The sequence below is a fragment of the Flavobacterium cheongpyeongense genome (assembly GCF_003202435.1).
GTDB classification, from domain to species: Bacteria; Bacteroidota; Bacteroidia; order Flavobacteriales; family Flavobacteriaceae; genus Flavobacterium; species Flavobacterium cheongpyeongense.
On sequence record NZ_QJHK01000003.1, the window covers coordinates 140,779 to 152,953 of the forward strand.

General features: G+C 35.8%; 12 protein-coding genes and 1 tRNA gene. 8 read left to right on the forward strand and 5 right to left on the reverse strand.

Annotated features, from left to right (window positions below):
• The first annotated feature begins 466 nt into the window (after nt 1-466).
• Nucleotides 467-1,984 carry a recombinase family protein gene (locus DMB65_RS04645; protein ID WP_110305511.1) on the forward strand — a complete coding sequence of 506 codons (1,518 nt, stop codon included), beginning with the start codon at nt 467-469 and terminating at the stop codon, nt 1,982-1,984.
• Nucleotides 1,971-2,153 carry a hypothetical protein gene (locus DMB65_RS04650; RefSeq protein ID WP_110305512.1) on the forward strand — a complete coding sequence of 61 codons (183 nt, stop codon included), beginning with the start codon at nt 1,971-1,973 and terminating at the stop codon, nt 2,151-2,153. Before DMB65_RS04645 ends, DMB65_RS04650 begins: the two co-directional genes overlap by 14 nt.
• Before the next feature lie 200 nt (nt 2,154-2,353).
• Here DMB65_RS04650 and DMB65_RS04655 read toward each other — a convergent pair.
• Together DMB65_RS04655 and DMB65_RS04660 are read right to left on the reverse strand one after the other, a co-directional pair.
• A tRNA-Val gene (locus DMB65_RS04655) sits at nt 2,354-2,428 on the reverse strand.
• Between the two features lie 176 nt (nt 2,429-2,604).
• Nucleotides 2,605-3,831, reverse strand: coding sequence for a bifunctional folylpolyglutamate synthase/dihydrofolate synthase (locus DMB65_RS04660; RefSeq protein WP_110305513.1), 1,227 nt, complete (start codon nt 3,829-3,831; stop codon nt 2,605-2,607).
• 128 nt (nt 3,832-3,959) lie between these two features.
• Between DMB65_RS04660 and DMB65_RS04665 the strand changes: the two genes are divergently transcribed.
• Together DMB65_RS04665 and DMB65_RS04670 are read left to right on the forward strand one after the other, a co-directional pair.
• Complete coding sequence (locus tag DMB65_RS04665; RefSeq protein WP_110305514.1) at nt 3,960-4,655, forward strand: MotA/TolQ/ExbB proton channel family protein; 696 nt, start codon at nt 3,960-3,962, stop codon at nt 4,653-4,655.
• 2 nt (nt 4,656-4,657) lie between these two features.
• The gene (locus tag DMB65_RS04670) at nt 4,658-5,053 is read left to right on the forward strand and encodes an ExbD/TolR family protein (protein WP_110305515.1); all 396 of its coding nucleotides are present in this window, start codon (nt 4,658-4,660) and stop codon (nt 5,051-5,053) included.
• Nucleotides 5,054-5,506: 453 nt separating this feature from the next.
• On the opposite strand, the gene DMB65_RS04675 is transcribed toward DMB65_RS04670, so the two are convergent.
• The 3 genes from DMB65_RS04675 to DMB65_RS04685 form a co-directional block, all read right to left on the reverse strand.
• Nucleotides 5,507-6,412, reverse strand: coding sequence for an energy transducer TonB (locus DMB65_RS04675; RefSeq protein ID WP_110305516.1), 906 nt, complete (start codon nt 6,410-6,412; stop codon nt 5,507-5,509).
• Between the two features lie 290 nt (nt 6,413-6,702).
• Nucleotides 6,703-7,929, reverse strand: coding sequence for a Glu/Leu/Phe/Val dehydrogenase dimerization domain-containing protein (locus tag DMB65_RS04680; protein WP_110305517.1), 1,227 nt, complete (start codon nt 7,927-7,929; stop codon nt 6,703-6,705).
• 142 nt (nt 7,930-8,071) lie between these two features.
• Nucleotides 8,072-8,644, reverse strand: a complete 573-nt coding sequence (locus DMB65_RS04685; protein ID WP_110305518.1) for a chalcone isomerase family protein — start codon at nt 8,642-8,644, stop codon at nt 8,072-8,074.
• 461 nt (nt 8,645-9,105) lie between these two features.
• Between DMB65_RS04685 and DMB65_RS04690 the strand changes: the two genes are divergently transcribed.
• The 4 genes from DMB65_RS04690 to DMB65_RS04705 all read left to right on the forward strand — a co-directional run bounded on the left by DMB65_RS04690 (nt 9,106) and on the right by DMB65_RS04705 (nt 12,175).
• On the forward strand, nt 9,106-10,248 hold the full coding sequence (locus tag DMB65_RS04690) for an acyl-CoA dehydrogenase family protein (protein WP_110305519.1): 1,143 nt from the start codon (nt 9,106-9,108) through the stop codon (nt 10,246-10,248).
• Nucleotides 10,249-10,356: 108 nt separating this feature from the next.
• Complete coding sequence (locus DMB65_RS04695; protein ID WP_110305520.1) at nt 10,357-11,034, forward strand: Crp/Fnr family transcriptional regulator; 678 nt, start codon at nt 10,357-10,359, stop codon at nt 11,032-11,034.
• 88 nt (nt 11,035-11,122) lie between these two features.
• The gene (locus tag DMB65_RS04700; RefSeq protein WP_110305521.1) at nt 11,123-11,710 is read left to right on the forward strand and encodes a peroxiredoxin-like family protein; all 588 of its coding nucleotides are present in this window, start codon (nt 11,123-11,125) and stop codon (nt 11,708-11,710) included.
• A gap of 6 nt (nt 11,711-11,716) precedes the next feature.
• Nucleotides 11,717-12,175, forward strand: coding sequence for a YHS domain-containing (seleno)protein (locus DMB65_RS04705; RefSeq protein ID WP_110305522.1), 459 nt, complete (start codon nt 11,717-11,719; stop codon nt 12,173-12,175).

The window sequence follows — 12,175 nt, forward strand, 5'->3', positions numbered from 1 at the left end:
CTGATTGCTTGTTCTCTCTCCCAAGATAATGCCCCTTCGTGAAATCGAAACATCATGCTAACGAAAACTCGGCAGTTTTGGTTAGCGGTGGTTATGGGACGTTGCTGTTACTCAATTCTTTTTATAATTTCGGTAATAGCTTCTATTAACTCTGAGATAAGAAGATACCTTACTTTTCCAAGTTCGTCATTTTGAATTTTAATTTGTAATTCTTTATTAACCTTGAGTAAGTACCCAAGGCTTTGCAGTGTATAATTACATAAAGCGATGGCAGTTATTATAGACATTGCGCTTTTTGATACTAATGAGAAATAGATGCCATTGCGGCAGAATACGGCATCTTTTTATAGATTTTCAGCGCATGCTTGGGTTGGGGTCATATCAATAAGGTCAATAATTCATAAGCAGAATCATTAATTTCATCAAACTTGGTAATTTAACATGAAAATTATCAAATTTGAATACTATGAAATCAGCGTATTTATATGTCAGGGTAAGTACTGACGAGCAGAAAAGAAAAGGCTATTCCCTTCCTGAGCAGGAGGATAGGTTGTTAAGGTACTGCGAGCAGAACCAAATTGCAGTCAGGGGTATATTCAGGGAGGATTTTTCAGCCAAGGATTTTAATCGTCCAGAGTGGAAGAAAATTATCAATGCATTAAAGAAGAACAAGAAAAGCCCTCCAGATAGCATACTATTTATAAAATGGGATCGATTCAGCAGAAACATTGAATATGCCTACCAGATGCTGGGGATATTGAGAGGACTTAACACTAAAGCTAGGGCAATCGATCAGCCAATTGATTTCGATGTACCCGAAAGCATAGTGATGCTTGCGGTTTACCTTTCAATACCAGAAGCAGAGAACAGCAGAAGGGGCAGGAATACTTCGGATGGCATGCGAAGATCCCGGAAAATGGGAAGGTGGCCCGGAAAGGCCCCGATGGGATATAGTAACCAGTCAACACAAGAAGGCAGGAAGATTATAGTACCGAAGTTTCCGGAGGCAGATTTAATTAGATGGGCTTTTGAACAGTTTGCAAAAGGCACATTTTCCATTAGGCAAGTTAGGACAATGGCATGTCAAAAAGGGCTTCAATGCAGCAATAACAATTTTTGGAAGATACTTCGAAATCCCATTTATTGCGGAATAATAGTGGTCAGAGCCACGAAGGATGAAGAAATCCAATTTGTAAAGGCTATACATGAACCAATCATATCCGAAGATCTCTTCAGGAAAGTCCAAATACAGCTTACGGGCAGGCGTAAACAGAAAGAAGCAAAATTTTGCAGAAAGCTTTTATTCCCTCTGAGGGGATTTACAGACTGCCCATTTTGCGGATGTAGGTTTACAGGCAGTATATCACAGGGAAAATTGTCAAAATACAGATATTACCATTGCTCTACTTCGAGATGCAAGGGCAGATATAGGGCTGACATTCTGGAGGCCTTGTATGAAAGCCAGTTAAAGAGGATAAGCCTTTCGCCGTCCGTATACGAGCTTTTCAGTTTGGTGCTTGAAGATGAAAATATCTTCTCTGCCAGAAGGCAATGCCTGGATGAAAAAAAAGCTGTCCTTACTGAGATTTCTCAATTTGAAGAGTTGATATCAAAAGCCAGAAGGCACTTGCTTGCCGAGAAAATAGACTTTGAGGATTTCAGGTCTATCAAAAAGGAGTATACTGAAAATATTCATAATTTGAATGGCAGATTGCAACATCTCCTACAGAAACTGAATGGATATGATTCCAGCAATAAAAGTATTTGGTCAGATAGCGGGAACAATATTTTCCAGTGCTACAGCGCACTGGACTTTGTAGGCAAAAGGCACATTGCGAGCCTGTTTTCTCCTTCGTCAATAAACATACAAAGGAGGGATTTTAACCCGCTGCAAATCGATCGGGCTATTAAAAAGATAGTAATTTGTAATGCCATAGATTCAGATGTAAAACAAGCTAATTCTCAAGTTTATGCAAAAGAGTAATGATAGAATTGTGAAGCCTTTTTCAAGCAGAAAGGTTTCTGTCGGGAAGGCCATAAAATTATTAAGACAAAGAGGTATAAAAGTTAATGAAGACGAGGCGGCTATTATTTTGGATTTTCTATATCTGTTGGCAAGTTCTTTCAAGAAAGATGATACAGCAGGCGGATGAGGTGAATGAATGGTCAGGGAGATTTTGAACACGCAACGCTTATATACAGTAAGATTTGATGCTAAAATATTTTAATTGATAAAAATTCAAAAAAAAATCGAACACTTTTTAAAGTAGATGTTATTGGATTTAACTTATTGTAAATCAACACATTGAGTTGATAAAAAAAAGAGACGTCCAAATCTGAACGTCTCTTTAAGTGGGCGATGAGGGGTTCGAACCCCCGACCCCCTCGGTGTAAACGAGGTGCTCTGAACCAGCTGAGCTAATCGCCCTTTCGGGTTGCAATGTCTTTCGTTATTGCGAGTGCAAATATACGTTAGTTTTTCAGTTCTCCAAAGAAATTGCTTAAAAATTCCAAATAATTTACGCTGAAACTTATATTTTGCTGGAATTGAATTTGTTATAAAAGTGATTTTTTTGATTTTTTTAGATGAAAATTTAGTTTCATTTAACCTAATGGCAATTCAGCTACAACAAATGTGCTTCCGCCAACATAAATAAAATCATTTTGTCCGGCATTTTCCTTTGCGGCAGTAAAAGCATTTTCGACAGAATCGTATTTTTCGCCAATTAAACCATGTTTTTTAGCCGCTTCCTGCAGTATTTCGGTTGGTAAACCACGTAATGAATCTGGCTTGCAGAAATAATAGTGCGCTTTTTTAGGAAAAAGAGGTAAAATTGAATCCAGGTCTTTATCGTTTACAACTCCCAAAACAATGTGCAGATTCTCAAAAATTTCTGTCTGAATCTGATTCATTACAACTGTCAAACCATGTTTGTTGTGTGCCGTGTCGCAAATAATTTTAGGATTTTTACCCAATTGCTGCCATCTTCCCTGCAGGCCTGTGTTTTTAGAAACGTTATATAAACCGTTTTTCAAATTTTCATCCGAAACCTTAAATTCTTTTTGACCATTTAAAACTGCAATCGTCTGCTGAACGGTTTTTTTATTATGAAACTGATAAGCACCTATTAAATCAGAAGGAAAAACTTCCGTAATTAAATCGGATGCAAAATAAATCGGTGCCTTTTTTTCTTCGGCTTTAGCTAAAAAAACAGGCTGTGTTTCCGGAGTATATTCGCCAATAACAACCGGGACATTCGGTTTGATAATTCCGGATTTTTCTCCCGCAATAGCTTCCAGTGTATTTCCTAAAAACTGGGTATGGTCTAAACCGATGTTGGTAATTACCGAAACCAAAGGCGTAATGATATTCGTTGCATCAAGTCTTCCGCCAAGTCCAACTTCTATAATGGCAATATCCACTTTTTCAGATGCAAAATAATCAAAAGCCAGACCCACCGACATTTCGAAAAAACTCATGTTGTTTGCCTCAAAGAAGGTTTTATGTTTTGCAATAAATGCAATAACAAAATCTTCTGAGATTTCTACGCCATTAATTCTGATTCTTTCCCTGAAATCTTTCAAATGTGGCGAAGTATATAAGCCAACCTTGTATCCGGATTCCTGTAAAACTGAAGCCAGCATATGTGAAGTCGATCCTTTTCCGTTGGTTCCGGCAACGTGAATGCATTTTAACCTGTCTTGAGGATTATCAAGATGCGATGCCAATAATTTAATGTTGGTTAAGTCTTCTTTGTAAGCAGAAGCTCCCTGAAGCTGATACATCGGCAATTGGTTAAACATCCAGTTTGTTGTTTCCTGATAGTTCATTGTGGAATAAAATAGGGTTTAATTGAAATAATTTTCGATTTTATTAGTTTAATAATAGAGTGAAAATTATCTTTATTGCAAATTTCAAATATTTTTTAGAATTAATTATTATAAACCAGAATTAATATATGTTTAGCTTCATTCAATTACAAACAGATACCATCGCAAACGCCGCATCTAACGTAGTTATCGAAAAAATTGCACCCAATACCGAAATCTCAGTTTTAGGATTTATTTTAAAAGGAGGTTTTTTCTTAATACCAATTGCCATTTTATTATTTTATACTTTTTACGTAATTATTGAACGTTATCTTTACATCACGAAAGCTTCAAAAATAGATAATAGACTGATACAGGATGTAGGCGATAAGCTAAATACAGGAAACATTGAACTCGCCAGAACAATCGTAGAAAGAAGTGATACTGCTGCTGCGAATATTTTAAAAGAAGGAGTTTTGGTTATTGGAAGACCAATTGCCGAAATCGAAGCTAATATGGATCGTGCTGCCGATATTGAAATTGGTGAAATGGAAAGCCGTTTAGGACATCTTGGTCTTATTGCCGGTATTGCACCAACGCTTGGATTTGTTGGAACCATTTCGGGAGTAATTAAGATTTTTTACAGCATTTCGGTAACAGAAAATATTAGTATCGGAAACATTTCCGGTGGATTGTATGAAAAAATGATCAGTAGCGGGGCAGGGCTTATTGTAGGGATTATTGCTTATAGTGCTTATCATATTCTGAATGGTAAAATTGATGATTTTGCCTTAAAAATCCAGAAACAAATATTAGCTTTTGTCAATATAATTCAAAGAGCATAGGTATGTCTATTAAGAGAAAAAGAAGATTTCATGCCGAAGTGGCGACTTCATCATTGAGTGATATCATGTTTTTCCTGCTGTTGTTTTTCCTTATTATCTCAACACTTGCAAATCCGAATGTTATTAAGATGACGTTGCCAAAAGCAAAATCTAACGAAAAAACAAATAAACAACTGATCAGTTTATCGGTTACAGAAGATAAAAAATTCTATATCGACAAACAACCGGTAGAGTTTGAAGAATTAGAAACGAGCCTGATGTCTAAAATTGGAGACGATAAAGAACAAACTGTTGTTGTTCGTATTCCGTTTAATTTGCAAGTGCAGGATTTGGTTGATGTATTACAGATAGGAGTAAAGAATAATTTGAAATTCGTAATTGCCACAAGTCCAAAGTAACAATCATCATTTGGGCGTGACCACAATAAAAAAATGGGCTAATCAGCATTGAGTTGATTGGTCCATTTTTTTATTCCGGTCTGGCTATACGCGCTACTTCGGTAGCCAGCTGCAAACGAAGTTCACTGAACTCCGATGAAAATAAAGATTAAGTGAAGTAATCCCTCACGTGAGAAAAGAGAAGTATGGAAGAAAGAAAAAGGCATAGAGGCAAGAACATAGAAGAAAGAGGAACGAGGAAGAAGACAGATTAAAGAAATAGTAGCCATAGCCATAAAGTATGTCATTTCGATGTAAGGAGAAATCTTCGCAAGTAACTCCGTAACGAAAATCCAATCTTTGTCGAGCCTCTCGCGAAGATTTCTCCTAGCGTCGAAATTGACAAAACTTAAATAAGAAAGACCTTCTGAAAATTTCCAGAAAGCCTTTCTTATTTAAGTTTTATATGTTTTTTTAATTCAAACTAAAATTATAAATAATCTTACCAACTTGTTTGGCAGGAGCATTACTGTCAGCATCCCATTTGGTATTCATGGCAGCAATTTTTGCCTGATCTAATAAACATCTGGCTAAGTTTGTTGTTCCCTTAACTCCGGGAGTGGCGCTGATTGTTTTTCCACTTTGATCAACAGTAACTTCTACTACAACTTTTCCTGCCTCATCGCAAGTGTATTTGGGTGCCGGTTTAGATAAAGCTTTGCGGTTTCCCAAAGAGTATCCTGATCCACCGCCAGAACCTCCGCCGCTTCCGGCTCCATAACCGCTTCCTGTACCAATGCCATTTCCGGTCCCGTTGCCTCCGCCATTTCCGCCACCGGAACCTCCGTTTCCATAATACCCATTGGATCCTAAACTTCCATTAGCTTTTCCTTTATTTCCTGCCACTTTATCATCCCCATCTCCGCCTTTATTTGAGCCTTTTAAAATGCTCGATAAGGCATCATTTGTGGCATTAGAGACTTTAGGTTTTTGAGGAACAGGTTTTTCTTCCGGTTTTACAACAGGCGTATTTTTTTTAGGTTTTTCTTTTGTCGGAATCACTACGTCAGTGGCATCAGTTGCTGCATTTTCCTGTGTAATAATCGATTCGTCCGGAGTTGCTTTTGAAGGAGCTTGTTTGGCTTGGTTTTTAACTTCTAAAACTTCACTTTTGTAGTTGGCTCCTGAGCCCAAATCACTGTCTCCAAAATTTACGGTTACGCCACCACCACCTCCGCCACCATCAGCAAGGGCGACATTGTTTTCCGGATTATAGGGAGGCCAAAAGCGTATAAAAAATAACAGCAATAATAGGATACCATAAATTGCCGTAGAGATTAATAGTGATTTCTTTTTATCTGAAGAATCGGTAGAAGTCATTTTGATTCTGAATTTTGTAATTGTATTTAATAAAAACGCTTAAAAGTACTAAAAATTGTTTAGAATCAAAGGGAGAATTTTACCGTAGAGTTCGCAAAGATGTTTGTATTAATCTTGCAAAGAGGCAGAGTCGCAAAGAAAAACTTAAAAAAAAAACTTTCTGACTTTGGGTCATTGCGAGAAATAAATTAGTGTTCCCTGCGTAAAACTTACCGGACACTGCGGTTAAATTTTGATAAAAAAAACGAGCCAAAAATTTAGCTCGTTTAAAATATATGAATTATAAAAAATTATACTAATTGTTTCAGCGCAATCTCAAAAGCTGTTGCACTGATATTTGTTTTTAACGGATTTAAAGCATATGTTTTTACAATTGCATTTTTAATAATTTCTGAAGTATCGTTAAAAATGGCCTCATCTGTCATTTGAACTTTTTTCTCCATAAAGTAGGCAAAAACCCTTGCCATTCCGCAATTTGAAATAAAATCGGGAATCAAACTTACTTTATGATCCACTTCTTCCATAATAGAACCAAAGAAAATTTCTTTGTCAGCAAAAGGAACATTCGCTCCACATGAAATAACTTCAAGTCCGTTTACAATTAAACTGTCAATTTGATTTTGAGTAACCAATCTTGAAGCAGCACAAGGGGTAAAAATTTCAGCACCAATGGTCCATATTTTAGAATTGATTTCTTCAAAAGGAATCATATTTTTGGCAACTAATTTATTTCCGTCTTTGTTTAAAAATAAGGTTCTGATTTCTTCAAAAGAAAAACCTTCTTCCTTAATTAAACCTCCGTCACGGTCAATAATTCCAATTACTTTGGCCCCCATTTCAGCCAGATAAAAAGCTGCTGCAGAACCAACGTTTCCAAAACCCTGAACAATTGCTTTTTTGCCTTTTATATCTCCGCCGTAAGTTGCATAAAAATGACGAACGGCTTCAGCAACTCCAAAACCGGTAATCATATCGGCAACAGTGTATTTTCGGGTTACATCCGGAGAGAATTTCGGGTTTTCAATCACTTTGATTACACCCTGACGTAATTGTCCAATTCTATTAATTTTATCCGCTTCTGTTGGTTTAAAATGTCCGTTAAAAACACCTTCCTGCGGATGCCAGACACCACATTCTTCTGTCATTGGGATTACTTCATGAATTTCATCCACATTTAAATCCCCGCCTGTTCCGTAATAACTTTTTAATAAAGGAGAAACTGCTTTGTACCAGCGCTGTAAAACACCTTTTTTACGAGGATCGTTCGGATCAAAATTAATTCCGGATTTAGCACCGCCTATTGCAGGTCCTGAAACCGAAAATTTAACTTCCATTGTTTTGGCTAGTGACAATACTTCATTCATATCCAGTCCTTTTCTCATTCTGGTACCTCCACCAGCGGCTCCTCCACGAAGCGAATTAATAACTGTCCAGCCTTCTGCTTCTGTTTCAGAATCTTTCCAGTTAAAAACAATTTCAGGGTCTTTGTTTTCAAATTGCTGCAATAAATCTTTCATTTCGTTAAAGTATGTTTAGTTTTTGTAAAAGTATGAAATAGAATAATGCGAATAATGTATTTTGAATCTATTTTCTTTTATGCAAAAAGAAAGCCGGAAACAAGATTGTTTTCGGCTTTAAAATTTGTAAAATCAGGAAATGTTATTGTCCTAATAAATTTTTCTTTAATGTTTCATCAACCGGTTTGTCAGAAAGCCAGATTCCGAATAAGGCTTTTTTAAAATCAAATCCGGTAATTTTTCCTTTAAAGGCTTCATTTTTAAAAACATTGATGGTCTGGTCAATCGGATTGTAAGCTAAGATAAAAACATCTTTTTCTGTGATTTTATCACTTAAAAAAGTTTTTAACTGTTCGATTCTCGGTCTTAATTCTTCAAGGTTACTTCCAGCAGATTTCTCAAAACCCACATTCATGGCTTTGGTTAATTTGTTAGCAGAGACCATAGAAGAAGTAATTTCAATTCGTATCGCCATTTCAGTATCACTGTCAATGATAAATTGAGGATCCTGGCTCAATTGCGATAAATACAAAGCCTGGACATAAACTTCTAACCACATTTTTGATCTCCCGCCGGCACCGTTAAGTTGTAAAGTTTTGTTTAGGATATCAATTTTTCTTGGAACTGTAACGCCATTTACATCTATATGTGTTTGTGCGGATACTGTAAATTGTAGACTTAAAAGTAACGTGAGTATTAGTAAAATCTTTTTCATAGTCTTTCGTGATAATTGTTTTTTAGTGGTTTTTGTTTTTAGTGGTTTTTGTTTTTTGCAAAAATACCTTTAATTTCTAAAATTGAGAGCTTTAAACGACAAGTTTTTTGTGATATTGTCTTTGTTTTTAAAATATACTGAATTCATAATCAAAATAGTAAGGGTAATTTCACTGCAGATTAGAGAGTCGTTTTATGGCTTATGATTTTGTTTTAATTAATATCTTAATCACTTTCCTTTAATTTTATTATCCATATTTTTCCTCTAAAAATCTGAAATATACTATGAAATCTAAGTTTTAATGATTTATTTTCAACGCAGTTACGAAAACGTTATCGTATTTTTGTATAAACACACAAAAATACTATGCATGCATTGTTATTTGGTATTTAAAATTTATATTTGAAAAGCTTTTTTATGGAAACAGAAAGAGCCTTTAACCACTTTAAAGAACGACTATTATGGATTTTAATCTAACAGAAGAGCATTTAATGATTCAGCAGGCTGCGAGGGATTTTGCTCAAAACGAATTATTGCCGGGTGTAATTGACAGAGATGAAAAACAAATTTTTCCGACCGAGCAGGTAAAAAAAATGGGACAGTTAGGGTTTATGGGGATGATGGTTGATCCAAAATACGGCGGAAGCGGTCTGGATACGGTTTCTTACGTAATTGCAATGGAAGAAATCTCAAAGGTAGATGCATCAGCTTCAGTGGTGATGTCTGTAAATAATTCATTAGTTTGTTGGGGATTACAGGAATTTGGAACCGAAGAACAAAAACAAAAATATTTACCGGGTCTTGCTTCTGGTGAAATTCACGGTGCTTTTTGCTTAAGCGAGCCGGAAGCCGGTAGTGATGCTACTTCGCAAAAGACTACTGCTCTTGATATGGGAGACCATTATTTGGTAAACGGTACAAAAAACTGGATCACAAACGGAAGTACAGCATCTGTTTATTTGGTTATTGCCCAAACGCATGCCGAATTAAAACATAAAGGAATTAATGTTCTTATTATGACTAAAGATATGCCTGGCTTTACTGTTGGGCCAAAAGAACAAAAAATGGGTATCCGGGGATCTGATACGCATTCCCTAATGTTTAGTGATGTAAAAGTTCCTAAAGAGAACAGGATTGGGGAAGACGGTTTCGGGTTTAAGTTTGCCATGAAAACACTTGCCGGTGGCCGTATCGGAATTGCTTCTCAGGCTTTGGGAATTGCTTCAGGAGCTTATGAACGGGCTTTGAAATATTCCAAAGAGCGCAAAGCTTTCGGAACCGAAATCTGCAATCATCAGGCTATTGCCTTTAAACTGGCAGATATGGCGGTAAATATCGAAGCTGCCCGTCATCTGTGTATGAAAGCTGCCTGGGATAAAGACCAGCACAAAAATTATGACGTAAGCGGTGCAATGGCAAAATTATTTGCTTCGCAGGTTGCTATGGATACAGCGGTTGAAGCTGTTCAGATTCATGGAGGAAACGGCTACGTAAAGGAATACCATGTAGAACGCATGATGCGTGATGCAAAAATTACTCAGATTTACGAAGGGACTTCAGAAATTCAGAAAATTGTAATTTCAAGGGCAATTATTGCAGAATAATTTTCCTTGTTTAAATGTATATAAAAACCCTTTCTGAAGTCAAGCTTCGAAAGGGTTTTATTTTAAGATGAAAAATTAAGTACTTTTACAGCAATAGATTTTACTTTTATGTACGAAGAATTAAAATATTGGTATTTGCGCGATCACAAATTGTTCAGGACTTTAAGTTTCAGTCAAATCAGGCAATTATGTATCATTACAGGTTTTAAAAAAGCATCAAAAGGCGAAATTATTTATTTCTCTTCTTCTGATCTGCCCCGTATTTTTTTACTTAAAAAAGGAAATATCAAAATTGTTGCTGTCGATGAAGACGGAAACGAAACCATCAAGGATATTATACAGAAAGGGGATTTATTTGGCGAATTAACTTTAGAGGCAGATCATAAAACCAACGAATACGCAAAAGTACTTTCTGACGATGTTGTGATCTGCAGTTTTTTAATGTCTGATTTTGAAGATTTATTATTAAGAAATCCAACCCTGGCACTTTCTTATACAAAATTTGTAGGCCTTAAAATGAAGCGCATCAAGAATAGTTATGCGAACTTAATTTCTAAAGATGCCAAAACCAGATTATATCAATTCCTAAAAGACTGGGCAGAGCAGGAAGGGGTTAAAAACGGGAATTCTGTTACGATTGAAAATTATCTGACTCAAAATGACATTGCGCAAATTATTTGTACTTCAAGACAAACAGCCACACAGCTCCTTAATGAAATGGAAGCCAATAATCTTTTAATGTACAAGAGAAAAGAGATCCTTATTGCCGATATCAATAAGTTATAATTATTTTGTCTCAAGTGTAACGTAGCCGACATTTTGTTTTTTCAGACTGCAGTAGTTTTACATTATCAAAAGATTAAAACTATTAATTATGAAAAAATTACTTTTTATATTGGTGATACTTACTTCTGTTGCCCATGCACAAACTGCACTTCCCAAATCTGCAACTGATATTGCTCCTTTACTAATAGGAGAAAAAATTCCAAATTCGATTTTAAAATCATCTGAAAACGAAGCCGTAAGTGTTTCTGATTTAATTAAGAAAAAGAAAACAGTTTTGGTTTTTTACCGTGGTGGATGGTGCCCATATTGTAACATGCATTTGTCTGCTTTGGCGGAAGCCGAAAAACAAATTCTGGATACTGGATATCAGATTGTTGCCATAAGTCCGGACACTCCGGAGAATTTAAAAACGACTAAAGATAAGGTAAAATATACTTTACTTTCAGACTCAAAAGGAGAATTAATCAAAGCCTTTGGAATTGCTTTTGAAGCTCCTGAAAACTATAAGTCAGTTATTAACGTAAATTCTAATGTAGCTAATACTGGTTTTTTACCAGTTCCTTCTGTTTTTGTAATAAACACAGATGGTACTGTTGTATTTGAATATGTTTCACCTGATTTTAAACATCGTATGACAACTGAATTATTAGTTTCAGTTTTAAAAAACTTAAAATAAATCAAGATGAGAAAGCTGTTTTCAATAGTGTTTCTTTTCGTATCAGTTGTAACATTATCGCAAAATGATGCTAAAAGAATTACACAGTACAATTTAGAAAGTAAACTCGCTATTCAGGGTTACGATCCTGTAGCTTATTTTAAACAAAACAAGCCTCTAAAAGGCAAAAACGATTTTACGGTAAGTTATATGGGAGTTACTTATAAGTTCTCATCGGGAGCGAACAAAGAAATTTTCCTCAAAAACCCTGCTGGTTTTGAACCTCAGTTTGGCGGCTGGTGTGCTTATGCAATGGGGAGTGCCGGAGAAAAAGTAACAATTGATCCCGAAACATTTAAAATTACAGATGGAAAGCTCTATCTTTTTTATAATGCTTATTTCAATAATACATTAAAAAGTTGGAATAAAGACGAAAATAATCTGAAAGCAAAAGCTGATCTGAACTGGAAAAAAATCTATAAATAA